Below are 25209 nucleotides of genomic sequence, written 5' to 3'. Positions count from 1 at the left end.
ATATTGATGAATGTCTATGTTGACGCCCATCAATACAGGTGCCATGCTGGGCTGCGCAAGTCATCGACAGATGTCGAAATACTCGAGGAGCCGCCGTGAACGCGCCCGTCGACGCCGAGTTGCCCGTCGTGGTGATCGGGGCCGGACCCGTGGGTCTGGCCGCCGCCGCTCACCTGGTCGAACGGGGCATCGAGCCCCTGGTCCTGGAGGCCGGGTCCGCCGCCGGCGCCGCGGTGCGCGAGTGGTCGCACGTGCGCCTCTTCTCCACCTGGGGCGAGGTGGTCGATCCCGCCGCCGAGAAGCTCCTGGCCCCTACGGGCTGGTCCCGCCCCGACCCGGCCGGCTGTCCCTCCGGTGGCGACTGGGCGGAACGGTATCTCCAGCCGCTCGCCGACGCCCTGGGCGAGCGGGTGCGCTACGGCGCCCGGGTCACCGGTGTCTCCCGAGCGGGCCGGGACCGGATCGTGGACGCGGACCGCGAGCGGCAGCCGTTCGTCGTGCAGGTCGCCCGCGCCGGCGGCCGCGAGGAACGCCTGCTCGCCCGGGCCGTCGTCGACGCCTCCGGCACCTGGAGCACACCGTCACCGGCCGGGGGCAGCGGTCTGCCCGCGCTCGGCGAGCAGGCCGCCGCGGACCGGATCACCTACCGCGTCCCGGACCTGAAGGTCCCCGCGATCCGCGCCCGGTACGCGGGCCGGCGCGTCGCCGTGATCGGTTCCGGCGCCTCCGCCTTCACCGCGCTGGTGTACCTGGCCGACCTGGCCCAGTCCGGCGACGGCAGGGGGACGAAGGCCGTGTGGATCCTGCGCCGGGGCATCTCGGGCTCCACCTTCGGCGGCGGCGAGGCCGACCAGCTCCCCGCCCGGGGCGCCCTGGGCCTTGCCGCGAAGGCCGCCGTGGACGAGGGTCACGCGGACGCGGTCACCGGCTTCCGCACCGAGGCGATCGAACGCGCCCCCGACGGCCGCCTGGTCCTGACCGGCGAGGACGGCCGCCGACTGGAACCGGTCGACGAGGTGGTCGTGCTGACCGGCTTCCGGCCCGACCTGTCCTTCCTGGACGAGTTGCGCCTGCGCCTGGACGAACGCCTCCAGGCCCCCGCCGCCCTGGCCCCCCTGATCGACCCCAACCAGCACTCCTGCGGCACCGTCCACCCCCACGGCCACCGCGAACTCGCCCATCCCGAGCCGGGCGTGTACCTGGTGGGCATGAAGTCCTACGGCCGCGCCCCGACGTTCCTGGCGATGACGGGATACGAGCAGGTCCGCTCCGTCGCCGCGGCGATCGCCGGTGACCTGGAGTCCGCCGACCGCGTGGAGCTGACGCTCCCCGAGACGGGGGTCTGCGGCGGCGCGGGCCTGTTCGACGCCCCCGAGACGCAGGAGTTCGAGGGCGGCGGCTGTTGCGCGCCCGCTCCGCGGGTCGTCCAGGTGGAGCCCTCGGGACGGACCGTCACCGGAGCATCCCCCGGGGGCGGTTGCTGCGGCTCGTGATCGGGTGGTGCGGGTCAGGAGGGCGTGCGGGCCGACTCCAGAAGGCGGGTGATGTCGTCGGTGCAGATGGTCAGGGCCGCCCCGACGGTGGCGAGGGTGTCGCGTTCGGCGGGGGTGTAGGGGCCGTCGGCGAGGGCGATGCGGGCGGCCTGCAGCAGGATCGATTCGCGGCCGGGGGCGGCGAGGTGCGGGGCGAGCGGATCGAGGGCCTCGTGCAGCTCGATGGCGAGGCCGGCCGCGCAGGGCTCGCCGGTGATGCGGCCGGTGTCGGCGGCCAGCGCGTCGACGAGTGAGGCGAGTTGCTCCGTGGAGCAGTCCTCGAAGCCGGCCGCGCGGACGGTGCTCGCGGCGGTCTCCAGGGCGGCGCGGGACGTGGTGCCGCCGGCGGCGAGCACGGCGAGGGCGACGGTGTGCACGGCGTCGCGGAGCATCGCGGAGAAGCGGGTGGTGGTCGGGTGGTCGAGGACGTCGGTGCCGAAGTGGCGGCGGCAGGCGGCGCACTCGACGACCGGGCCGGTCTCGCCGCGCGGCAGCACCGGCACACCCAGCAGACAGAAGCGGCGATGCCCGGCGAGGCGCTGATAGTTGCGGTCGCCGCCGCAGCCGGGGCAGAAGAACTCCCCGTCACCGACCGGCGTCCAGGCGATGCGGGTGCCGAGAAGGCGCGCAAGCGCGGCGGCACGGCCGTTCGGTCCCCGTCCTGGCAGCACGTCGCACCTCCATCAGCCCAGCATCGTCGCCGCGCTTGCGTGATGTTAGCCACATCCCCCGGGTGGAGTCAGCACCCCGGACGAGACCTTTCCGTGACCTCTGCGGCGAGTTGGCCGGTATACGACGGGGCTCCGCCCGCCCCGAAAGGCGGACGGAGCCCGCACATCCCACGAACCGGCTGCTCAGCGAGCCGCCCGGTTGACGGCCGAGACGACCGCCTTCAGCGAGGCGCGCGTGGTGTTCGCGTCGATTCCGATGCCCCACAGGACCTTGTCGCCGATGGCGCACTCGATGTAGGAGGCGGCCTGCGCGGAGGCGCCCTCGCTCATCGTGTGCTCCTGGTAGTCCAGCAGGCGTACGTCGATGCCGATGGACTGCAGCGCGTCGAAGAAGGCCGAGATCGGACCGTTGCCGGTGCCGGTCAGCACGGTGTCCTGACCGTCCACGGTGGCCTCGACGGTGAGCGTGTCCACACCGTCCCGGTCGGTGGTGGACTGCCCGTTCCTGACCTGGATGCGGCCCCAGGGGTTGTCCGGGTTGGGCAGGTACTCGTCCTGGAAGATCTCCCAGATGTCCTTCGGCGTGACCTCGCCGCCCTCGGCGTCCGTCTTCGCCTGGATGATCTTGGAGAACTCGATCTGCATCCGGCGCGGCAGGTCCAGGTTGTGGTCGTTCTTCAGGACGTAGGCGATACCGCCCTTGCCGGACTGCGAGTTGACCCGGATGACCGCCTCGTAGGAGCGGCCGACGTCCTTGGGGTCGATGGGCAGGTACGGCACGGCCCACTCCAGGTCGTCGACGCTGACGCCCTTGGCCTCGGCCTCGGCCTCCATGGCGTCGAAGCCCTTCTTGATGGCGTCCTGGTGGGAGCCGGAGAAGGACGTGTAGACCAGGTCGCCCACGTACGGGTGGCGCGGGTGGACCTCCATCTGGTTGCAGTACTCCCACGTGCGACGGATCTCGTCGATGTCGGAGAAGTCGATCTGCGGGTCGACGCCCTGGGAGAACAGGTTCATGCCCAGGGTGACCAGGTCGACGTTGCCGGTGCGCTCGCCCTGCCCGAACAGGCAGCCCTCGACGCGGTCGGCGCCGGCCATCACGGCCAGCTCGGCGGCGGCGACGGCGGTGCCGCGGTCGTTGTGCGGGTGGGCCGACAGGCAGATGTACTCGCGGCGGGAGAGGTTGCGGTGCATCCACTCGAAGCGGTCGGCGTGCGTGGAGGGCGTGGAGCGCTCGACGGTGGCCGGCAGGTTCAGGATGATCTCCCGGTCGGGGCCGGGCTGCCAGACGTCCATCACCGCCTCGCAGACCTCCAGCGCGAAGTCCAGCTCGGTGTCGGTGAAGATCTCCGGCGAGTACTGGTACCCGAACTCGGTCTCGTCGCCCAGCAGCTTCTCGGCGTACTCCATCACCAGGCGGGTGCCGTCGACGGCGATCTGCTTGATGTCGTCCTTGGAGCCGCGGAAGACCACCCGGCGGAAGACCGGGGCGGTGGCGTTGTACAGGTGGACGGTGGCCCGCTTGGCGCCCTGCAGCGACTCGACGGTCCGCTCGATCAGGTCCTCACGGGCCTGGGTCAGGACGGAGATGGTGACGTCGTCCGGGATGGCGCCGGGCTCCTCGATGATGGAGCGCACGAAGTCGAAGTCGGTCTGGCCGGAGGCGGGGAAGCCGACCTCGATCTCCTTGTAGCCCATCTTGACCAGCAGGTCGAACATCGCGCGCTTGCGGGCGGGCGACATGGGGTCGATCAGGGCCTGGTTGCCGTCGCGCAGGTCGGTGGACAGCCAGCGCGGGGCTTGGGTGATCCGCTTGTCCGGCCAGGTGCGGTCGGGGATGTCGACCTGCTCGTAGCGGCCGTACTTGTGGATCGGCATGGGGCTGGGCTGCTGGCGGTTTGCCATTTCCTGGGGCTCCTCGATGGTCCGCGGGGGTCCGGATGGACGGCCGACGGCGCAGCGCCAAACTCCGCGGGGAGGGGGTCGGCCTCGACTACAGGCCCTCGCCGCGGCAGCTAAGGAGAAGCAGCCCGAAACGCATGATGCTCCGCAGCTTATCCGAGCCGCGCTTGGTGCGGGGGCATGTATCAGTATGCGGGACGGGAGGGATGAACTGGACAAAACGTGCCGCATACCACTTCGCCCGGCGACGCCGTGGCGGATTGCCCGCACAATTCACCAATCATGGTTGCATGCCGTGACATCGACGTCACGCAGTGCCATCGTGCCGCACATGACCACGCCCGTCTTCTGCACCATCGTCCCGCCGCACGTCCTGGACCGGCTCGCCCAGGCCGGCGACCCCGTCCTCGCCCGTCCCGCCCGCCGCACCCTCCAGCGCGACGCCTACGAGCGCACCCAGCGCCGCCTGACCACCGTGGTCGGCGCCCGGGCCGTCGCCCCGCTCGCCGCCGCCGAGCCCGGCAAGCCGCACCGCACGGTGTACGACGCCCGCAACGGCACCGACCTGCCCGGCCGCAAGGTCCGCGGCGAGGGCGACGAACCCGGCAAGGACGCCACCGTCAACCGCGCCTACGCGGGCCTGGGCGCCACCTTCGAGCTGTTCCTCAAGGCCTACGGGCGGGACTCGATCGACGGCCACGGGCTGCCCCTGGACGCGACCGTGCACTACGACCGCGAGTACAACAACGCGTTCTGGAACGGCGAGCAGATGGTCTTCGGGGACGGCGACGGGGAGATCTTCCTGGACTTCACCATCCCCATCGACGTCATCGGCCACGAGCTCGCCCACGGCGTCACCCAGTACACGGCGAACCTGACCTACTTCGGCCAGCCCGGCGCGCTCAACGAGTCCGTCTCCGACGTCTTCGGCGCCCTGATCAAGCAGTACACGCTGGGCCAGACGGCCGACGAGGCCGACTGGCTGATCGGCGCCGGCCTGCTCGCCCCGCGCGTCACCGGCAAGGCGCTGCGCTCCATGAAGGCGCCGGGCACCGCCTACGACGACGACGTGCTCGGCAAGGACCCGCAGCCGGCCACCATGGACGACTATGTGAACACCGGCCGGGACAACGGCGGGGTGCACATCAACTCCGGCATCCCCAACCACGCCTTCTACCTCGCGGCCACCGAGCTGGGCGGGCACGCCTGGGAGCGGGCCGGGCAGGTCTGGTACGACGTGCTCACCGGCGGTGAGCTGCAGCAGGACGCGTCGTTCAGCGACTTCGCCACGCTCACCGTGACGGCGGCCCGCGCCCGTTACGGCGAGGGCGAGGAGCTGGACGCGGTGAACAAGGCCTGGGAACAGGTCGGGGTGCGGACCCTGTAGTTCCGTACTAGACACGGAGCCATGCGCATCCAGGTGAGACGCACCGGCGGTTTCGCGGGCATCGAGCGGGTGGCCGAGGTCGACACCTCGGGCCGGGCCGATGCAGACGAGTGGCACGCCCTGGCCGAGCAGGCGATGGCCGCGGGCCGGGGCACCCCGCCCATCGGCGTGCCCGACGGCTTCAGCTACCAGATCACGGTCGACGGCCGGACCGTGTACTGCTCCGACCCGCGGCTGACCGACGAGCAGCGCCGGCTGATCAGCCGGGTGCTGAAGGAAGGGGCCTGAGAGAACAAGGGGGCCGGGGAACTGGGGGCGTGGAACGGGGGGCGGGGCCGTGCCGGCGCCGGCGAAGCCCGCCCGAGGGGCCGTCGACCTCCGCCGGTCGAGGGCCCGACGGGCCGTTGACTTCCGTCACCCGGGGTACGGATGATCCCTGCCATGGCGACCGCGCATCCCCTCCCCCGCTTCCCCGACGGCTTCCTGTGGGGCGTGTCCACCTCCGCCCACCAGATCGAGGGCGCGGCGGAGCTGCGCGAGCGGTCGGTGTGGGACGCCTTCACCGAGCAGCCGGGGCGGGTGAAGGACGGCTCGACCGCCGCGGTGGCCTGCGACCACTATCACCGCTACCGCGAGGACGTGGCGCTGCTCGCGGGGCTGGGCGTGAACGCCTACCGCTTCTCGGTGTCCTGGCCGAGGGTGCTGCGCGAGGACGGTCTGGACTTCTACGACCGGCTGGTGGACGAGCTGTGCGGGGCCGGCATCCGCCCGGTGCCGACGCTGTTCCACTGGGACCTTCCGCTGGCCCTGCACGAGGCGGGCGGCTGGCGGGAGCGGGACACGGCCGAGCGCTTCGCCGCCTACGTGGCACGGGTCGCGGCCCGTCTCGGCGACCGGGTGCGGCAGTGGATCACCCTCAACGAGCCCGCCGAGCACACCCTGCTCGGGCATGCGCTGGGCACCCACGCACCCGGTGAGCGGCTGATGTTCGACGCACTGCCGGTGGCCCACCACCAGCTGCTCGCCCACGGCCTGGCGGTGCGGGCGCTGCGCGCGGCCGGTGCCGCCGAGGTCGGTCTGACCAACTCGCACGGCCCGACCTGGCCTGCCTCGCCGGAGCCGGCCGACACCGAGGCGGCGGACTTCTACGACGTGCTGCTGAACCGCATGTTCGCCGAGCCGGTGCTGCTGGGCGCCTACCCGGAGGGCATCGGCGAGCTGATGCCGGACGGCGCGGCCGACGACCTGAAAATCATCGCCGAGCCGCTCGACTTCTACGGCGTCAACTACTACGCCCCGACGAAGGTGGGCGCACCGCAGGGCGCCGAGATCGACTTCGGCGGGGTGCGGATGCCGGCGGAACTGCCCTTCTCGGTGCGCGAGATCGAGGACCGCCCGCGCACCGACTTCGGCTGGCCGGTGGTCCCCGAGGGGCTGACCGAGCTGCTCACCGGCTTCCGCGACCGCTACGGCGACCGCCTGCCGCCCGTGGTCGTCACCGAGAACGGCTGCTCCTACGAGGGTCTCGACGACCAGGACCGCATCGCGTACCTGGACGGCCACCTGCGCGCGCTGCACGAGGCGGTCCGGGCAGGGGTGGACGTGCGCGGCTACTTCGTCTGGTCGCTGCTGGACAACTTCGAGTGGGCGGAGGGGTACGCCCGCCGCTTCGGCCTGGTCCACGTCGACTACGCGACCCTGGAACGCACCCCGAAGGCGTCCTACGCCTGGTACCGGGGCTTCCTGTTCGCCCAGCGCCGGGCCGGGTGACCGGCGCGGCGCCGGCCGGGCTCAGAAGCCGAGGCGCCTGAGCTGCTTGGGGTCGCGCTGCCAGTCCTTGGCGACCTTGACGTGCAGATCGAGGAAGACCGGGGTGCCGAGCAGCGCCTCGATCTGCTTGCGGGACTTGATGCCGACCTCCTTCAGGCGCTTGCCCTTGGGGCCGATGATGATGCCCTTCTGACTGGGGCGCTCGATGAAGAGGTTGGCGTGGATGTCGAGCAGCGGCTTGTCGGCGGGCCGGTCCTCGCGGGGGAGCATCTCCTCCACGACCACGGCGATGGAGTGCGGCAGCTCGTCGCGGACACCCTCCAGGGCGGCCTCGCGGATCAGCTCGGCGACCATGACCTGCTCGGGCTCGTCGGTGAGATCGCCCTCGGGGTAGAGGGCGGGCCCCTCCGGCAGCAGCGGGATCAGCAGGTCGCCGAGGAGATCGACCTGCTTGTTGGCGGTCGCCGAGACCGGGACGATCTCCGCCCACTCGATGCCCAGCTCCTTGCCGAGCTGGTCGACCGCGATCAGCTGCTCGGCCAGAGCCTTGGAGTCCACCAGGTCGGTCTTGGTGACCACCGCGACCTTCGGGGTCTTCTTGATCCCGGCGAGCTCCTTGGCGATGAAGCGGTCGCCGGGGCCGATCTTCTCGTTGGCCGGCAGGCAGAATCCGATGACATCGACCTCGGCCCAGGTGGTGCGCACCACGTCGTTCAGGCGCTCGCCGAGCAGGGTGCGCGGCTTGTGCAGACCGGGGGTGTCCACCAGGATCAGCTGCGCGTCCGGGCGGTGCACGATCCCGCGCACGGTGTGCCGGGTGGTCTGTGGCCGGTTGGAGGTGATGGCCACCTTCTGCCCCACCAGAGCGTTCGTGAGGGTGGACTTCCCCGCGTTGGGGCGGCCCACGAAGCAGGCGAAACCGGCCCGGTGCGCGGCGTCGGCCGGCTGCTCGGATGACTGGGTACGAACGCTCATGGCGACCATTCTCCCTGATCGCCGGAGCCCTTCGGCACCACGGCCGGTGCGGGCCGGGCGGGACGGACGGTGCGGGCCGGGCGCCAGGGGCGTCCGGCCCGCGGAACGCTGCCGCCAAGTCGCCGCCGAGACAGCGGCGCCGGAGGCCGGCGCGGATCAGTCGAAGACGAACGGTCCCGGCGACTGGGGTCCGGTCGCGGTGCACGTGATGGTGATGAAGCCGAAGACGGTCATCTTCAGCGAGCCGCCGTGGGCCTCCAGGCTGTCGCCCGGGGCCACGGTGCCGGAGAGCGGACCGACGGTGACGGGGTCGCCCGTGGCCATGGCCGGGTTCTTGGTGCCCGTGAAGACGACGCTGCCGCCGCCGGTCCTGGCCATGGTGAGGGTGGAGACGATCGAGTCCTGCCCCAGCGCGACGGGCGCGGTCATCGCGGTGGTGCTCAGGGTGAGGGTGGCGGCGGTGCCGTCCTGGGTGGCGGTGAGGGTGGCCTCGCCGCCGCCGTAGCTTCCGCAGTCCGCGGTGATCGTCGCGGTGCCGGGGGTGACGGCGGCGGCCGTGGGCGCGAGGGCGAGTCCGGTGACGGCGAGACCGGCCGTCAGCAGGGAGATGCCCGTTCCGATGCGCTTGCCTCTGGTGACTCTCATGGGGTACCGGGTCCCTTCGGTGTGGGGGGAACTGCCGGTGCCTGACGGATCGTCAGACAAGCCGGTACCCATTGATGCGCACGGGGCAGGGCGCGGCAAGGTGGAAAACTGGCCGACTTACCGCCGGTAACGAGCCGTGCTCCGGGCGGGACCTGAGTCCCGTCAGCCCGCGGTGAGCGTCTGCCGCACCGTGCCGTCCGGGCCGGCCACCAGCACCGGAGTACCGGGCCCGCCCAGGTCCCGTACCGCCGCCCGGTCCTCGGGCGCCGCCGACTCGGCCTCGGTCACCACCGCCGCGGCCTCCAGCGAGGTCGCCCCGGACGCCACCGCCATCGCCACCGCCGTCTGCAGGGCGCTCAGCTTCAGCGAGTCCAGCGCCACGGTCCCCGCGACATAGGTGCGGCCCGTCTCGTCACGCACGGCCGCCCCCTCGGGAACCTGGTTGCGGGCCCGGGCGCTGCGGGCCAGGGTGACGATCTTGCGGTCTTCGGGGGCGAGCGCGCTGCTGTCGGTCATGATCCGAGCATAGGACGCGCCCGCAGCGGGGCCCGGACCTGCCCGCGGGAACGCCGCTCTCAGGGCGCGGACGGCGTCTTCAGGGGTGGTCCCCAGGGGCACGGCCTCGCCCCTGGGGCCGGTCGAGGCGCAGGCGGTCCGCCCGGGGCAGGCCGGCGACGACCAGGTCGTAGGAGTCCTCGACCAGCTCCCGCACCAGGGCGTCGGGCAGAGGGCCGCCGGCGTCGTCCGCGCCGCCTGCGACGACCGTGTTCCAGTGCCGCTTGTTCATGTGCCAGCCGGGCAGGATCAGCCCCGCGTACTCGGTGCGCAGGCGGAGGGCGTCCTCCGGGTCGCACTTGAGGTTGACCTTCAGGGGCCGCGCGTCCAGGTTCGTCAGGGCGAACATCTTGCCCTGCACCCTGAAGACCGAGATCTCCGGGTTGAACGGGAAGTCCTCCGCCGCCCCGTTGAAGGACAGGCACAGGTCGCGCAGCTCCCCCGGTGTCACGCCGGCTGTTCCTCCTCCTCCGTGACGCCGGACGGGTCGCCGACCGGCTCCACCAGCACCGTCACGATCTTGTTCCGGCGGCCGGCCGGGGCCTCCGCGGTCAGCCGCAGGGTGCGGGAATCGGGCAGCTCCACGAGCACGGAGGCGCCGGCGATCGGGACCCGGCCGAGCGCCTTGGCGAGCAGCCCGCCGACCGTCTCCACATCCTCGTCGTCGAACGACTCGAGACCGTACAGCTCGCCCAGGTCGCCGATGCCGAGGCGGGCGGTGACCCGGAAGCGGTTCTCGCCGAGGTCCTCGACGGGCGGCAGCTCGCGGTCGTACTCGTCGGTGATCTCGCCGACGATCTCCTCCAGGATGTCCTCGATGGTGACGATCCCGGCCGTGCCGCCGTACTCGTCGACGGCGACCGCGACGTGGTTGCGCTCCTTCTGCATCTCGCGCAGCAGGTCGCCGGCGTTCTTGGTGTCGGGCACGAACATGGCCGGACGCATCGCCGTGGAGACCAGCTCGTTCTCCGCGTCCCGGTTGATGTGCGTCTTGCGGGCCAGGTCCTTGAGATAGACGATCCCGACTATGTCGTCCTCGCTCTCCCCGGTCACCGGGATGCGGGAGAACCCGGAGCGCAGGGCGAGGGTCAGGGCCTGGCGGATGGTCTTGTAGCGCTCGATGACCACCAGGTCGGTGCGCGGGACCATCACCTCCCGCACCAGGGTGTCGCCCAGCTCGAAGACGGAGTGCACCATGCGGCGTTCCTCGGCCTCGATCAGCGACTCCTTCTCCGCCAGGTCGACCATGGCGCGCAGCTCCGCCTCGGAGGCGAAGGGGCCGCGCCGGAAACCCTGGCCCGGGGTGAGGGCATTACCGATCAGGATCAGCAGCGAGGGGACCGGGCCCATGATCCGGGCGAGCGGCAGCAGCACATAGGCCGCGGCGGTGGCCGTGTTCAGCGGGTGCTGGCGGCCGATGGTGCGCGGGGAGACGCCCACGGCGACATAGGAGACCAGGACCATGATCGCGATGGCGACCAGCAGCGCCTGGGTGGTGCTGTCGAACTCCTCCAGGCAGCCGTAGGTGATCAGCGCGGCGGCGGCCATCTCGCAGGCGACGCGCACCAGCAGCGCCACATTCAGGTAGCGGGTCGGGTCCGAGGCGACCTGGGCCAGCTTGGCGCTGCCCCGGCGGCCGGAGCGCACCGCCTCCTCGGCCCGGAAGCTGGAGACCCGCGCGATGCCGGTCTCCGCGCAGGCGAACAGCCAGGCGACGACCACCAGCGCGATCGCGCCCAGGACGAGTGCGGGGCTCATGACACGGTGGGGGCCGGGGACGGGCCGGTCAGGCCCCGCTCCGCGCGCCAGCCGTCCACGATGGCGGCCTGCAGGCCGAACATCTCGGCCTTCTCGTCCGGCTCCTCGTGGTCGTAGCCCAGCAGATGCAGCACCCCGTGGACGGTGAGCAGCTGCAGCTCCTCGTCCATGGTGTGCTGCGTCGGCGCCTCGGCCCCCTGCTTGGCGGCGACCTCGGGGCACAGCACGATGTCGCCGAGCAGCCCCTGCGGGGGCTCCTCGTCGTCCTTGGACGGCGGCCGCAGCTCGTCCATCGGGAAGGACATCACATCGGTCGGACCGGGCAGGTCCATCCACTGGATGTGCAGCTGCTCCATGGCTCCGGCGTCCACGATGATCACCGAGAGCTCGGAGAGCGGATGGATCCGCATCCGTGCCAGGGCGTAACGGGCGATGTCGAGGATCGCCTGTTCGTCGACCTCGGTTCCGGACTCGTTGTTGACGTCGATCGACATCTGGTGCTCGGTCTACTTCCCCTTGTGCCCGGACTTGCCCCGGCCGCCCTTGTGGGCGCCGTTCTGGGTGCCGTGCTTGCTGTCGTACCTGTCGTACGCGTCGACGATACGGCCCACCAGCTTGTGCCGGACGACATCGTGGGACGACAGCCGGGAGAAGTGGACGTCCTCCACTCCCTCCAGGATCTCCTGCACCTGCCGCAGACCGGACTTGGTGCCCTCGGGCAGGTCGACCTGGGTCACGTCACCGGTGATCACGATCTTGGAGTCGAACCCGAGCCGCGTCAGGAACATCTTCATCTGCTCGGGGCTGGTGTTCTGGGCCTCGTCGAGAATGATGAAGGCGTCGTTGAGCGTGCGTCCGCGCATGTACGCCAGCGGTGCGACCTCGATCGTCCCGGCCGCCATCAGGCGCGGGATCGAATCCGGGTCGAGCATGTCGTGCAGCGCGTCGTACAGCGGGCGCAGATACGGGTCGATCTTCTCGTACAGCGTGCCGGGCAGGAAGCCGAGCCGCTCACCGGCCTCGACCGCGGGGCGGGTCAGGATGATGCGGTTGACCTGCTTGGACTGCAGCGCCTGGACCGCCTTGGCCATCGCCAGGTACGTCTTGCCCGTACCGGCCGGGCCGATGCCGAAGACGATGGTGTGCTGGTCGATCGCGTCGACGTAGCGCTTCTGGTTGAGCGTCTTGGGGCGGATCGTGCGACCGCGCGAGGAGAGGATGTTCTGGGTGAGCACCTGGGCCGGTGTCTCCTGGACCTCGCCCTCTGCGTTCTCGCTCGCCCTGAGCATCGCGATCGAGCGTTCCACTGCGTCCTCCGTCATCGGCTGCCCGGTGCGGAGCACCAGCATCATCTCGTCGAACACGCGTGAGATCAGGGCGACCTCGGCCGGATCGCCGACCGCGGTGATCTCATTGCCCCGGACGTGGATGTCGGCCGCCGGGAAGGCCTTCTCGATCACGCGCAGGAGGGAGTCGCCGGAGCCCAGCACGGTCACCATGGGGTGCTGGGCGGGGACGGTGAGCTGCACTCTCGCCTGCCCCTGCGCGGGGGTGTGAGCTGTGGGTGTCTGTGTCATGGGCCGGCGCTTGGCCTGCGATTCCTCCTCGTTACGGCCGCATCGCTGAGGGCGGCCTCGCGTCTCCCAGGGTACGACGCGGGTGTGACAAGCCCGTAGGGCTTTTCCTCTCATCACCCCGCGCCTCTGCCTCACCACTTGGCGCACCGGCCCCGGAGGCCCGCGGCGCCGGCGCCGGCACCGGCGTCCCGGACCGGTGACGGCGGGACGCTGAGACGGGACCGACGCTGCCGTTCGGGCAGGCCGGACGGCCGCCGGGCCGCCGCCGGCCCACGCGCGCCCGCACCCGCACGCCGGCCGGCGGCCCCGACGACCGTCCGCACACCACGGACCCGCAAGCCGCCACCCGGAAATCGAGCGGGCCTGCCGCGCCGCCTCCCACCCCTCCGCACGCGCCCGCGGGGATCACCCCGCGGCTGCGGATCCGCCCCACGCGATGCCGCCCGCCGCGCGAGGCCGCTGCCTCTCGGCGCGGCTGCAGTGGTGCGGCTCGCCCGCCGCGCACGAGGAGGGCCGGTCCAGCGGCACGCCCGTCATGCACCCACCGGGCCGCACCGGTGGCTGCACGACACGGCCGGGGCGGCAGCCGCCCCGCCCGCTCCCGGGGTCACGCCGAGCGGCGGAAGCCGATGGTGGGCACTGCCCGGCGGAGCGGCCAGCGGCGGGTGGACTCCTCGGGGATCAGGTCGGCGAGGAAGGCGTAGCGGCTCAGGGCGGCGGGATCCTGGCCCTGGACGGAGTGCACCCTGCGCCACCAGGCGCCGATCTCCGCCCAGCCGGGGGCGGAGAGGGAGCCGCCGAACTCCTGCACCGACAGGGCCGCCGTCAGGCCGGCGAAGGCGAGGCGGTCGGCGAGCGGCCAGCCGGCCAGGGTGCCGGTGACGAAGCCCGCGACGAAGACGTCCCCGGCGCCCGTCGGGTCGAGCGCCTCCACCTCGATCGCCGGCACCTCCGCGCACTCGCCGGTCCGCCGGTCCACGGCGTAGGCGCCCTCCGCTCCGCACGTGACCACGACCAGCGGGACGTGCTCGGTGAGCGCGTGGGCGGCGGCGCGCGGGCTCTCCGTGCGGGTGTAGCGCATCGCCTCCTCGGCGTTCGGCAGGAACGCCTCGCAGTGGCGCAGGTCCTCGAGACCGGCCAGGTCCCAGGCCCCGGTGTCGTCCCAGCCCACGTCGCCGAAGATCAGCGCCCCCTTGCGCGCCGCCTGCGCGATCCACGGGGAGCTGCGGCCCGGGGTGAGGCCGGCGACGGCGGCCCGTGCCCGGGGCGGGCAGTCGGGGGCCGGCTCCTCGGGCGGCGGCTCGTGGCCGTGGGAGACCATCGTCCGCTCCCCCTCGTAGGCCATGGAGACGGTGACCGGGGAGTGCCAGCCCGGCACCGTGCGCGACAGGGACAGGTCGATGCCCTCGCCCTGCGCCAGCGCGTCCCAGCAGTACTCGCCGTAGTGATCGTCGCCGAACGCCCCCGCGAGCGAGGTGCGCAGGCCGAGCCGGGCGAGGGCGGTGGCCATGTTGGCGACCCCGCCGGGGCTCGACCCCATGCCGCGCGCCCAGGACTCGGTCCCGCGCACCGGGGCGGAGTCCAGCCCGGTGAAGATGATGTCGAGGAAGACGGTGCCGGTGAGATAGACGTCCCAGGGCGGGTCCTGAGGAGTGCGCAGCAGGGCGAGGGGGTCGACCTGGCCCTGGCGGGAGTGCGCTCCCTCTCCGGTCGACGCGGGGGACGCGGTGGACGCGTTCACGATGCGCTCCCTGACGTGGTGCCGATCTGGCCAGTCTGCACCACAGCACCGACAGCACTCACGTCGTCACGCCACGCCCTCCCATCGGTACGCCTCGACCTCGGCGAGATACCGGGCCCGCAGCTCCTCGTCGTCCTCCAGGAAGGAGGCCAGGAACGAGTTGCGGGCCAGCTCGCGCAGCCGCTCCCGGGACAGGCCGAGCACCCGCTGCACGGCGTCGAAGTTGTCGCCCGCGTAGCCGCCGAAGTAGGCCGGGTCGTCGGAGTTGACCGTGCACATCAGGCCGGCGTCCAGCATGGCGGGCAGGGGGTGGTCGGCGAGGGTGTCCACGGCCCGGAGGCGGACGTTGGACAGGGGGCAGAGGGTGAGCGGGACGCGGTCCCGCACCAGCCGCCGCACCAGCGCCGGGTCCTCCACGCAACGCAGCCCGTGGTCGATCCGCTCCACGCCGAGCACGTCCAGGGCCTCGGCGATGTACGCGGGCGGCCCCTCCTCCCCGGCGTGCGCCACGCGCCGCAGTCCGAGCCCGGCGGCGGCCTCGTACACCTCGCGGAACTTGGCGGGCGGATGCCCGGCCTCGGCGGAGTCCAGGCCCACCCCGGTGATCCGGTCCAGATACGGCTCGGCCGCCTCCAGGGTGGCCATGGCCGACTCGGCGGACTCGTCGCGCAGGAAACACATGATGAGCCGCGTGGACACCCCGTGCGTCTCGGGACTGCGGCCCAGCGCCCGCCACAGCCCCTCGACCACCGTGCCCATGCCGACTCCCCGCGCGAGGTGCGCCTGCGGGTCGAAGAAGATCTCCGCGTGCCGCACGCCCTGGGCGGCGGCGCGGGCGAGGTAGGCGTCGGCGAGATCCTCGAAGTCCCGCTCGGTGCGCAGCACCGCCATCAGCTCGTAGTACAGGTCCAGGAAGGACTGCAGATCCCTGAACCGGTACGCCTCGCGCAGCCCCTCGGTACCGGCCCAGGGCAGCTCGACACCGTTGCGTCGCGCCAGTTCGAAGGCCAGCTCCGGCTCCAGGGTGCCTTCGATGTGGAGGTGCAGTTCGGCTTTCGGGAGGACCATCACTTCATCGTACGGCGAGGTCAGCGGCGTAAGCCGGGTCAGCGGCGCACGGCAACCGCGGGTCAGCGGCGCTTCGGGAGCGGAACCCGCTGCAGATCGCGGGCCACGGTCAGCTCGCCCTCGTAGCCCGCCGCCCGCGCCTGCCGTTCGAACACGGACGGGTCGCCGTAGCGCTGGCTGAAGTGGGTCAGCACCAGATGCCTGACGCCCCCGTCGCGGGCCACCCGGGCCGCCTGCCCCGCCGTCAGATGCCCGTGCTCGACGGCGAGTTCCCGGTCCTCGTCGAGGAACGTCGACTCGATGACCAGCAGGTCGCAGTCCTGAGCCAGCTCACGGGCGCCGTCGCAGAGCCGGGTGTCCATGACGAAGGCGAACTTCTGCCCGCGCCGCACCTCGCTCACCTCCTGAAGCGTCACCCCGCGCAGCGAGCCCTCGCGCTGGAGGCGGCCCACGTCCGGGCCCTTGATGCCGTGCGCGGCCAGGCGTTCGGGCAGCATGCGCCGCCCGTCGGGCTCGGTGATCCGGTAGCCGTAGGACTCGACGGGGTGGGAGAGGCGGCGCGCCTCGAGCGTGTAGGCGGGGGTCTCGGCGAGGACGCCGTCCGAGTGCACGGGAGCCTCGGTGAGCGGGACGGTCTCCCGGTAGGCGGTGGCGTACCGCAGCCGGTCGAAGAACCGCTGCCCGGACCGCGGATAGTGCGCGGTGACCTGGTGCGGCACCTTGTCCAGGTTGATGCGCTGGATCACCCCGGCGAGGCCGAGGGAGTGGTCACCGTGGAAGTGGGTGACGCAGATCCGGTTCAGGTCGTGCGCGGCGACCCCGGCGCGCAGCATCTGCCGCTGGGTGCCCTCGCCGGGGTCGAAGAGGAAGCCCTCGCCGTCCCAGCGCAGGAGGTAGCCGTTGTGGTTGCGGTGCCGGGTGGGGACCTGACTCGCGGTGCCCAGCACCACCAGTTCGCGTACGGACAAGGCGGCTTACCCGGGAGGCCACTCGAGGCCGCGGCCGCCGAGGACGTGGGCGTGCGCGTGCCAGACGGTCTGGCCGGCGCCGCTGCCGGTGTTGAAGACGATGCGGTAGCTCTCCAGCTTGTCCTCGTCGGCGACGGCCTGCGTCTCGCGCAGGACGTCGGCGGCGACCTGGGGAGCGGCGGCGGCCAGGGCGGCTGCGTCGCGGTGGTGCTCCTTCGGGATCACCAGGACGTGGGTCGGTGCCTGGGGGTTGATGTCCCGGAACGCGATGGTCGTCTCGGTCTCCCGGACGATCGTCGCCGGGATGCTTCCCGCGACAATCTTGCAGAACAAGCAGTCGTCCTGCGGCTCCCCGGCCATGTGCCCTCCTCGCCTCACCGAACCGATCACCTACGGCAACATCGTAGCCACCGGAGCTGCGGGCAGCTGTCCGACCCGGCTGCGGGCCGGCCCCGCAGCCCGCAGCCACGGCACGCTCACGACACAGCCGGGGGAACCTTCGCCGGGGTCTGCTCCAGGGCCTCCAGGGCCAGGCGGATCGCCTCGTCCAGCTGGACATCCCTGCCCGCGGCGTAGTCCTGGGGGCGTTGGACGACCTCGACGTCCGGGTCGACGCCGTGGTTCTCGACGTCCCAGCCGTAACCCTCCAGCCAGAACGCGTACTTCGGCTGCGTCACGGACGTCCCGTCCACCAGCCGGTAGCGGCTGTCGATGCCGATGACACCGCCCCACGTCCGGGTACCGACGACCGTGCCGAGGCCGAGCGCCTTGATCGCCGCGTTGACGATGTCCCCGTCCGACCCGGAGAACTCGTTGGCCACCGTGACCACCGGCCCCCGGGGCGCGTCCCGCGGATAGCTCTCCGGCCGCATGCCCCGCGGCAGGTCCCATCCCACGATCCGCCGCGCCAGCTTCTCCACCACCAGCTGCGAGGTGTGCCCGCCCCGGTTCTCCCGGACGTCCACCACCAGCCCCTCCCGGGCGACCTCCACCCGCAGGTCCCGGTGCAGCTGGGCCCACCCGGAGCCGATCATGTCGGGCACATGCAGATACCCGAGGCGTCCGCCGGACTTCTCGTGGACGTACGCCCGCCGGTCGCCGACCCAGGCGTGGTACCGCAGCGGCTCCTCGTCGGCCACCGGCACCACGACCGCGTGCCGCGGCTCCCCGCCGCCCGCGGGCAGCACGGTCAGCTCCACCGGCTTGCCCGCCGTCCCCACGAGCAGGGGCGCGGGTCCGGTCACCGGGTCCACCGGCTGCCCGGCCACGGCCACGATCGCGTCCCCGGGCCGGATCGCCACACCCGGCGCGGCGAGCGGGGAGCGCGCCTCGGGGTCGGAGGTCTCCGACGGCAGGATGCGGTCGACCCGCCAGCTGCCGTCCTCGTGCCGGGAGATGTCGGCGCCGAGCAGCCCCTGCCGGGCGCCTCCGTCGCCCCAGCCGCCGCGCGGGGTGACATAGGCGTGCGAGGTGCCCAGCTCGCCCTGCACCTCCCACAGCAGGTCCACCAGGTCGTCGTGGGTGGCGAGCCGGTCGAGCACCGGGCGGTAGCGGTCCAGCACGCCGTCCCAGTCGACGCCGTTCATGTCCGCGCGCCAGAAGTTGTCCCGCATCAGACGCCCGGCCTCGTCGAACATCTGCCGCCACTCCGCGGCCGGGTCGATCATCTGGCGGACCCGGCCCAGGTCGACGGTGATGTTGGAGTCGCTGTCGTCGTCGCCGGGGGCGCGCCGGTCGCTGGGCACCACCTTCAGCCGCCCGTCGGTCCACAGCAGCACCCGCTTGCCGTCGCCGCTGACCTCGAAGTGGTCGGCGTCGGCGGCGAGATGCTCGATGCGCTGCTGGGCGAGGTCGTAGCGCTCCAGCTCGGTCTTCGGGTCGGGGTCGTCCGGGGTGGCCCGGGAGGCGCCGAGGACGCCGGTGACCGGGTGGCGCAGCCAGAGCACGCCGTCCTTGGCGGCGCGCAGGTTGGAGTAGCGGGCGGCCTCCACCGGGAACGGCACGATCCGGTCGGCGAACCCCTCCAGGTCGATGCGGGTGGTGGGTGTGCCCTCGCTGTCGGGGGTCTCCTCCCGGTCGGCCGCCTCGAAGGCGCGCCCGTGCCGCTGCGGGCCGAACGGCGACGGCGTGGTGGCCGCCAGCGTGATCAGGTACGGCCGGACGCTGTCGACGAAGGCCAGGTCGAAGACGTGCTCGTCGTAGACCGGGTCGAAGGAGCGGGTGGACAGGAACACCAGGTGCTTGCCATCGAGGGTGAAGGCGGGCGCGTAGTCCTGGAAGCGCAGCGGGGTCGCCTCGGTGACCTGCAGGTCGGTGGTGCTGGCGAGGCGGATCTGGCTGAGCGGGCGCGGCCCGGGGTGCGACCAGGCCAGCCAGGCGGAGTCGGGCGAGAAGGTGAGCCCGGAGACGTCGCCGTCCTCGCTGCGGTCGACCTCGCGGACCTCCCCGGTCTCGCGCTCGACGAGCAGGACCCGGCCGTCGTGCGAGGCGACGGCGGCGCGGCTGCCGTCGGGCGCCATGGCGAGGTCGAGGACCCGGCCGAGCCGCCCGGCGGCGATCCGGCGCGGGGTGGCGCCGGGGGCGAGTCCGGTGGCCGGGGCGAACTCCAGGGCGTCGTCACCCTCGGCGTCGGTCACCCACACCACCCATTCCTCGCCGTCGGCGCGGAAGGTGCGGGGCCGGCGCGCCCGGACCCCGGGGGTGGCGGCGAGCGCTCGGGCGGGGCCCGAGCGGTGGGTGACCCAGTGGACGGCGCCGCGGACGCAGACGGCGCTGCCGCGGGCGGTGTGGTCGGGGGAGGCGGAGCCGAACCAGCGGGCGGCGTTCAGCGGGAACGGCCGCAGGTCGACGCGCTGCCCGCCGAGCCGGATGTCGAGCCGGCGCGGTTCGGCGCCGTCCAGGTCGTCCAGCACCCACAGTTCGCCGGCGCTGGAGTAGACGACGCGGGTGCCGTCGGTGGCGGCGTGGCGGGCGTAGAAGCCGCCGAGCGGGGTGTGGCGGCGCAGGTCGGAGCCGTCGGCGAGGGAGGAGTAGAGCGCTCCGGTGCCCTCGTGGTCGGAGAGGAACGCGATCCGCTCGCCGACCCACATCGGGTACTCGATGTTGCCGTCGAGGTCGGCGTGGAGCCGGACGAACTCTCCGCCGTCCTCGCCGTCCTGGCCGTCCTGGCCGTCCTGGCCGTCCTGGCCGTCCTGGCCGGCGCGGTCGATCCACAGCTTGCCGGCGGTGCCGCCCCGGTAGCGCTTCCACGTGGCCGCCTCGCGGCCCATGGTGGCGGACAGCAGCACGGTGTGCGGGCCGTGGGCGACGTCGCCGACGGGCCCGTACGGCAGGGTGTCGGCGGGTCCGCCGTCGAGCGGGACCGCGCGGGCCCAGGTGCGGCGCAGGCTGGCCTGGCCGTGCGCGCTGATCGCGAGGACCCTGCCGTCCGGGGTCCAGCCGCGCACCTGTGTTCTGGGACTGCCCCAGTAGGTGAGGCGGCGGGCGGGGCCGCCGTCGACGGGCGCGACGTGCACCTCGGGTGCGCCGTCGCGGGTGGAGGTCCAGGCGACGGTGGTGCCGTCGGGCGAGATGCGCGGGTGGTTGACGGGCATGTTGTCGGCGCTGACCCGCCAGGCCCGGCCGCCGCCGTCGAGCGGGGCGAGCCACACATCGTCCTCGGCGGTGAAGGCGACCAGATCGCCGTGCGGGTGCGGATACCGGAGATACGCGGCTGATGCGACGGATGCAGGCTGTGTCACCCGATCACCCTAAGCACGCGGGAGGCGGACCGGCCAGGGCTTCCGATCACTTGCCCTCGACGGGGCGGCAGTCGGGATACCGGTCGCACCAGACGGTGGTGGTGACGGTCACGGTGACGGTGGGCCGGGGCCCGTCCGGGGCGGGCCCGCCGACCGGGGGCGGACTGCCGGAGTCGCAGTCGCCCAGACCGTCGACGCGGAACCACTGCTTCCCGTCCACCTTGGCGGTGATGTCGCCGCGCACGCAGGCGCCGTCGAGGGCGTGGGTGACCTTGCCGGTGACGGTGATCTCCTTGCCGTCCTCCGTCTCGCCCCGGCAGTCGACGGAGGCGACGGTCCGCTCCCGGGCCGACCGGGTGGCCGACCCGTCGCCGTCGCCGTCGAAGGAGGCGGTGCAGCTGAGCCAGCGCACCCCGGCCTTCTGCCGGTTGAGTTCGTCGGTGACGGTCTCGTCGACCGTGTAGGCCACGGTCGCGGAGCTCACGGCCCCCGGTTCGCACGCCACAACACCGCCCACGGCCACCACGGCGAGACCGGCCGCCACGGCCGTGCGCCGCAGCCGCGTGGCGCCCCACAGCTTCTGCCACACCCCCATGGACGGCAGCCTGCCACCGTCACCGGCGCGGCGGTAGGGCGCATACGGCCACTGTGCGCCCCGTCATGCTCCCTTGCGCACACGGCGGTTGGCGCTCTACGGGTGTGCGCCTACGGCGGTTGGTGCTCCGCGGGTGCCGGCGCGGGTCAGGACCAGCGGCCGGTGCGGCCCAGCAGCAGCGCCGCGGCCGCCGTGCCGGCGGTGGAGGTGCGCAGCACGCTGCGGCCCAGGCGGTAGGCGCGGGCGCCGGACTGCTCGAAGAGGGCCAGCTCGTCGGGAGCGATGCCGCCCTCGGGACCGACGACGAGCACGATGTCGCCGGTGGCGGGGAGTTCGGCGGTGGCGAGCGGGTCGGTGCCGCTCTCGTGCAGCACGGCGGCGAAACCGGCCTCGGCGAGAAGTGAGGCAACCTGCTTGGTGCTCGCCGCGTCGGCGACCTCGGGGAAGCGCACCCGGCGGGACTGCTTGCCGGCCTCGCGGGCGGTGGCCCGCCACTTGCCGAGGGACTTCAGTCCGCGCTCGCCCTTCCACTGGGTGATGCAGCGGGACGCCGTCCAGGGGACGATCCGGTCGACGCCGACCTCGGTCATGGTCTCCACGGCCAGCTCGCCCCGGTCGCCCTTGGGCAGCGCCTGCACCACGGTGATCGTGGGGGTCTCTGCGGGCTCCTCCTCGACCTCGCCGAGGCGCACCACGAGCCGGTCCTTGCCCTCGGCGGCCTCCACCTCGCCCTCGGCCCAGCGTCCGGCGCCGTCGGTGAGGACGACGGCCTCGCCGGGCCGCAGCCGCTTCACGGAGACGGCGTGCCGGCCCTCGGGGCCGTCCAGGACGAAGCTGCCGCCGCCGAGGGTCTCGAAGCGGTCGACGACGAACACGGGCGCGGTCACAGGGCACCTCCCGCCGACAACGCGGTCCGGGCGGAGGCGAGTTCGGCGGCCAGCACCTCCACCAGCTGCCCGGCGGGCAGCTCCCGCGCCAGCCGGTGACCCTGCCCCGCCCAGAGCGCCATCCCCTGGGCGTCCCCCGCCTTGGCGGCGGCCTTGCGCAGCGGCGCGGTGAGGTGGTGGACGTCGGGGTAGGCGGCGGGCGCGTAGGGGCCGTGCTCGCGCAGGAAGCGGTTGACCAGTCCGCGGGCCGGGCGGCCGGAGAAGGCGCGGGTCAGCTCGGTGCGGACGAAGAGGGGGTTGGTGAGGGCCTGCTTGTGCAGGGCGTGGGCGCCGGACTCGTGGGTGGCGAGGAAGGCGGTCCCGAGCTGGGCGGCGCTGGCGCCGGCGGCGAGCACGGCGGCTATCTGGCTGCCGCGCATGATGCCGCCGGCCGCGATGACGGGGATGCTGACGGCCTCCCGTACCTGGGCGACCAGGGAGAGCAGTCCGACGCCGGCGCCGTCCGCCTCGGGGACGTCGCGGTGGGTGCCCTGGTGGCCGCCGGCCTCGATGCCCTGTGCGATCACCGCGTCCGCGCCGCAGCGCTCCACGGCCCGCGCCTCCTCGGCGGTGGTGGCGGTGACGAAGGTGAAGGTGCCGACGCGGTGCAGCGAGTCGATGACCTCCCGGGCCGGGACGCCGAAGTGGAAGGACACCACCGGCACCGGGTCGTCGAGGAGCACGGCGAGCTTGGCGTCGTAGCCGTCGTCGCGGCCGCTGTCCGGGTCGCCCAGCTCGGTCTCGTACCAGGTGGCCTCGCCGGCCAGCTGGTGGGCGTAGACGTCCACGGCGGCCGGGTCGGCGGTCTCCGGCTGCGGCAGGAAGAGGTTGACGCCGAAGGGGCGGCCGGTCAGTCCCCGCAGCTGCTTGATCTCCTGGTACATGCCGTCCGCGGTCTTGTACCCGGCGGCGAGGAAACCGAGCCCGCCCGCCTCGCAGACCGCCGCGGCGAGCTGCGGCACGGAGACGCCGCCCGCCATGGGGGCCTGCACGATCGGGTGCGGGAGAAGACCGGTCAGCGCGGAGGACATGCCCGCATGGTGCCATGTCCTCGGAACATCACCGAATCAGCCTTTCCTCTGGCATAAACCGCCGCTTGCCCGGACTCGGCCGTCCCGCCCTCATGCCCGCGGACGGACACGGCGACGGGCCGGCACCGTGGCGCCGGCCCGTCCCGAACGCTCGTTCAGCGGCCGTTGAAGGCGTCCTTCAGCCGGGAGAACAGCCCCTGCTGGCCCGGCTGGAACTGCCCCTGCGGGCGCTCCTCGCCGCGCAGCTTGGCCAGCTCCCGCAGCAGCCGCTCCTGCTCCGGGTCGAGCTTGGTCGGCGTCTGCACCTCCACGTGCACGATGAGGTCGCCCCGGCCGCCGCCGCGCAGATGCGTCACGCCCCGGCCGCGCAGCGGGATCGACTGGCCGGACTGGGTGCCGGGCCTGATGTCGACCTCCTCCATGCCGTCCAGCGTCTCCAGCGGCACCTTGGTGCCGAGCGCCGCCGCGGTCATCGGGATGGTGACCGTGCAGTGCAGATCGTCGCCGCGCCGCTGGAAGGTGGGGTGCGGCAGCTCGTGGATCTCCACGTACAGGTCACCGGGGGGACCGCCACCGGGGCCGACCTCGCCCTCGCCGGCCAGCTGAATGCGGGTGCCGTTGTCCACGCCGGCGGGGATCTTCACCGTCAGCGTGCGGCGCGAGCGGACCCGGCCGTCGCCCGCGCACTCCGGGCACGGGTTCGGCACGACCGTGCCGAAGCCCTGGCACTGCGGGCAGGGGCGGGAGGTCATGACCTGGCCGAGGAAGGACCGGGTGACCTGGGAGACCTCACCGCGGCCGCGGCACATGTCGCAGGTCTGCGCGCTGGTGCCGGGCGCGGCTCCCTCGCCGTTGCACGTGGTGCACACGACGGCCGTGTCCACCTGGATGTCCTTGGTCGTGCCGAACGCGGCCTCGTCCAGCTCGACGTCGATGCGGATCATCGCGTCCTGGCCCCGGCGGGTGCGCGAGCGCGGGCCGCGCTGCGACGCCGTGCCGAAGAACGCGTCCATGATGTCGGAGAAGTTCCCGAAGCCACCGGCACCGAAGCCGCCCGTGCCGCCGCCGGCGGACTGCGAGAGCGGGTCGCCGCCGAGGTCGTAGACCTGCTTCTTCTGCGGGTCCGACAGCACCTCGTAGGCGGCGTTGATCTCCTTGAACCGCTCCTGGGTCTTCGGGTCGGGGTTGACGTCCGGGTGCAGCTCGCGTGCGAGCCGCCGGAAGGCCTTCTTGATCTCTTCCTGCGACGCGTCGCGGCGCACGCCGAGTACGGCGTAGTAGTCCGTGGCCACTACGACTCCGCCAGGATCTGTCCGACGTACCGTGCCACTGCGCGTACCGCTCCCATCGTTCCGGGGTAGTCCATGCGGGTCGGTCCGACCACGCCGAGCTTGGCAACCGCCTCGCCGCCCGAACCGTAGCCCACCGACACGACGGACGTGGAGTTGAGTCCTTCATGGGCGTTCTCATGACCGATGCGGACGGTCACGCCCGGATCCTTGGCCTCGCCGAGCAGCTTCAGGAGCACCACCTGCTCCTCCAGCGCCTCGAGGACGGGCCGGATCGTGAGGGGGAAGTCGTGGGCGAAGCGGGTGAGATTGGCGGTACCGCCGATCATCAGCCGCTCCTCGTTCTCCTCGACGAGCGTCTCCAGCAGGGTGGACAGCACCGTGGAGACGGTGCCGCGGTCCTCGACCTCGAACGCCTCGGGGAGGTCCTCGACGAGGCTCGGCACATCGGTGAAGCGGCGGCCGGCGACCCTGCTGTTGAGCCGGGCGCGCAGGTCCGCCAGCGATGTCTCACCGATGGGCGCCGGGCAGTCGATCACCCGCTGCTCCACCCGGCCGGTGTCCGTGATCAGGACGAGCATCACCCGGGCGGGCGCGAGCGAGAGCAGCTCCACGTGACGCACGGTGGACCGGGTCAGCGACGGGTACTGCACGATGGCGACCTGCCGGGTGAGCTGGGCCAGCAGCCGGACGGTGCGCGCCACCACGTCGTCGAGGTCGACGGCTCCCTCGAGGAAGTTCTGGATGGCCCGCCGCTCCGGCGGGCTCATCGGCTTGACGCCGGCGAGCTTGTCGACGAACAGCCGGTAGCCCTTGTCGGTCGGGATGCGCCCCGCACTGGTGTGCGGCTGGGCGATGTACCCCTCTTCCTCCAGAGCCGCCATGTCGTTGCGCACGGTGGCCGGGGAGACGCCGAGATTGTGCCGCTCGGTGAGCGCCTTGGAGCCGACGGGCTCCTCGGTACCGACGTAGTCCTGGACGATGGCGCGCAACACCTGGAGCCTGCGTTCACTGAGCACGGCGCACCTCCAGAAGCCTTCCGCCCGGTCATGTCTCTGGCACTCTTCGCACGCGAGTGC

23 protein-coding genes are annotated in these 25209 nt (G+C 72.6%); 4 read left to right on the top strand and 19 right to left on the bottom strand.

From position 1 onward, the window contains the following. Window positions 1-95 precede the first annotated feature (95 nt). Window positions 96-1493: an NAD(P)-binding domain-containing protein gene (locus HCJ93_RS16455; RefSeq protein ID WP_167996468.1), complete on the top strand. Its 1398-nt coding sequence runs from the start codon at window positions 96-98 to the stop codon at window positions 1491-1493. 14 nt (window positions 1494-1507) lie between these two features. Here the strand turns inward: HCJ93_RS16455 and HCJ93_RS16450 are convergent, their stop codons facing one another. Continuing rightward, complete coding sequence (locus HCJ93_RS16450) at window positions 1508-2203, bottom strand: TerB family tellurite resistance protein (RefSeq protein ID WP_167996467.1); 696 nt, start codon at window positions 2201-2203, stop codon at window positions 1508-1510. A gap of 183 nt (window positions 2204-2386) precedes the next feature. Beyond that, a complete protein-coding gene (leuA, locus tag HCJ93_RS16445) occupies window positions 2387-4108 on the bottom strand; it encodes a 2-isopropylmalate synthase (protein WP_167996466.1) in 1722 nt (573 codons plus the stop codon). Between the two features lie 328 nt (window positions 4109-4436). On the opposite strand from leuA, the gene HCJ93_RS16440 reads away from it, so the two are divergent. From HCJ93_RS16440 to HCJ93_RS16430, 3 genes are all read left to right on the top strand, one after another. Continuing rightward, complete coding sequence (locus tag HCJ93_RS16440) at window positions 4437-5492, top strand: M4 family metallopeptidase (RefSeq protein ID WP_167996465.1); 1056 nt, start codon at window positions 4437-4439, stop codon at window positions 5490-5492. Between the two features lie 21 nt (window positions 5493-5513). Further along, complete coding sequence (locus HCJ93_RS16435; protein WP_167996464.1) at window positions 5514-5780, top strand: protealysin inhibitor emfourin; 267 nt, start codon at window positions 5514-5516, stop codon at window positions 5778-5780. A 141-nt stretch (window positions 5781-5921) separates the two neighbouring features. After that, window positions 5922-7262 carry a GH1 family beta-glucosidase gene (locus tag HCJ93_RS16430; protein ID WP_373563587.1) on the top strand — a complete coding sequence of 447 codons (1341 nt, stop codon included), beginning with the start codon at window positions 5922-5924 and terminating at the stop codon, window positions 7260-7262. A gap of 21 nt (window positions 7263-7283) precedes the next feature. Here HCJ93_RS16430 and era read toward each other — a convergent pair whose 3' ends face one another. The 17 genes from era to hrcA all read right to left on the bottom strand — a co-directional run bounded on the left by era (window position 7284) and on the right by hrcA (window position 25149). Then, on the bottom strand, window positions 7284-8237 hold the full coding sequence (gene era / locus HCJ93_RS16425; RefSeq protein WP_167996462.1) for a GTPase Era: 954 nt from the start codon (window positions 8235-8237) through the stop codon (window positions 7284-7286). A gap of 156 nt (window positions 8238-8393) precedes the next feature. Next, window positions 8394-8882, bottom strand: coding sequence for a hypothetical protein (locus HCJ93_RS16420; RefSeq protein WP_167996461.1), 489 nt, complete (start codon window positions 8880-8882; stop codon window positions 8394-8396). Between the two features lie 162 nt (window positions 8883-9044). After that, a complete protein-coding gene (locus HCJ93_RS16415; RefSeq protein ID WP_167996460.1) occupies window positions 9045-9398 on the bottom strand; it encodes a cytidine deaminase-like protein in 354 nt (117 codons plus the stop codon). A gap of 79 nt (window positions 9399-9477) precedes the next feature. Next, window positions 9478-9888, bottom strand: coding sequence for an MmcQ/YjbR family DNA-binding protein (locus HCJ93_RS16410; RefSeq protein WP_167996459.1), 411 nt, complete (start codon window positions 9886-9888; stop codon window positions 9478-9480). Continuing rightward, window positions 9885-11195, bottom strand: a complete 1311-nt coding sequence (locus HCJ93_RS16405) for a hemolysin family protein (protein ID WP_167996458.1) — start codon at window positions 11193-11195, stop codon at window positions 9885-9887. Before HCJ93_RS16405 ends, HCJ93_RS16410 begins: the two co-directional genes overlap by 4 nt. Then, a complete protein-coding gene (gene ybeY, locus HCJ93_RS16400) occupies window positions 11192-11689 on the bottom strand; it encodes an rRNA maturation RNase YbeY (RefSeq protein WP_167996457.1) in 498 nt (165 codons plus the stop codon). Before ybeY ends, HCJ93_RS16405 begins: the two co-directional genes overlap by 4 nt. 12 nt (window positions 11690-11701) lie before the next feature. After that, window positions 11702-12772, bottom strand: a complete 1071-nt coding sequence (locus tag HCJ93_RS16395) for a PhoH family protein (RefSeq protein ID WP_167996456.1) — start codon at window positions 12770-12772, stop codon at window positions 11702-11704. A gap of 607 nt (window positions 12773-13379) precedes the next feature. After that, window positions 13380-14513: a carbohydrate kinase family protein gene (locus tag HCJ93_RS16390; RefSeq protein ID WP_167996455.1), complete on the bottom strand. Its 1134-nt coding sequence runs from the start codon at window positions 14511-14513 to the stop codon at window positions 13380-13382. Window positions 14514-14579: 66 nt separating this feature from the next. Further along, entirely contained in the window at window positions 14580-15581 is a 1002-nt protein-coding gene (locus tag HCJ93_RS16385) for an adenosine deaminase (RefSeq protein ID WP_167996454.1), read from the bottom strand. A 62-nt stretch (window positions 15582-15643) separates the two neighbouring features. Continuing rightward, entirely contained in the window at window positions 15644-16549 is a 906-nt protein-coding gene (locus HCJ93_RS16380) for a ribonuclease Z (protein WP_167996453.1), read from the bottom strand. Window positions 16550-16555: 6 nt separating this feature from the next. Beyond that, a complete protein-coding gene (locus HCJ93_RS16375) occupies window positions 16556-16909 on the bottom strand; it encodes a histidine triad nucleotide-binding protein (RefSeq protein ID WP_167996452.1) in 354 nt (117 codons plus the stop codon). A 116-nt stretch (window positions 16910-17025) separates the two neighbouring features. Then, window positions 17026-20289, bottom strand: coding sequence for a S41 family peptidase (locus HCJ93_RS16370; protein WP_167996451.1), 3264 nt, complete (start codon window positions 20287-20289; stop codon window positions 17026-17028). 46 nt (window positions 20290-20335) lie between these two features. Continuing rightward, complete coding sequence (locus HCJ93_RS16365) at window positions 20336-20884, bottom strand: hypothetical protein (RefSeq protein WP_167996450.1); 549 nt, start codon at window positions 20882-20884, stop codon at window positions 20336-20338. Between the two features lie 146 nt (window positions 20885-21030). Next, a complete protein-coding gene (locus tag HCJ93_RS16360) occupies window positions 21031-21771 on the bottom strand; it encodes a 16S rRNA (uracil(1498)-N(3))-methyltransferase (RefSeq protein ID WP_167996449.1) in 741 nt (246 codons plus the stop codon). After that, on the bottom strand, window positions 21768-22841 hold the full coding sequence (locus HCJ93_RS16355; protein ID WP_167996448.1) for a nitronate monooxygenase: 1074 nt from the start codon (window positions 22839-22841) through the stop codon (window positions 21768-21770). Before HCJ93_RS16355 ends, HCJ93_RS16360 begins: the two co-directional genes overlap by 4 nt. 155 nt (window positions 22842-22996) lie before the next feature. Further along, window positions 22997-24133: a molecular chaperone DnaJ gene (gene dnaJ, locus HCJ93_RS16350; protein WP_167996447.1), complete on the bottom strand. Its 1137-nt coding sequence runs from the start codon at window positions 24131-24133 to the stop codon at window positions 22997-22999. Further along, window positions 24133-25149 (bottom strand): heat-inducible transcriptional repressor HrcA, encoded by a 1017-nt coding sequence (hrcA, locus tag HCJ93_RS16345; RefSeq protein WP_167996446.1) that lies wholly within the window; start codon window positions 25147-25149, stop codon window positions 24133-24135. Before hrcA ends, dnaJ begins: the two co-directional genes overlap by 1 nt. Window positions 25150-25209 lie beyond the last annotated feature (60 nt).

The organism is Streptomyces composti (assembly GCF_012034205.1).
In the GTDB taxonomy this organism is placed as follows: domain Bacteria; phylum Actinomycetota; class Actinomycetes; order Streptomycetales; family Streptomycetaceae; genus Streptomyces; species Streptomyces composti.
The sequence above is the reverse complement of the archived record's forward strand: the minus strand, read 5'-3'. Positions and strand labels throughout refer to the sequence as shown.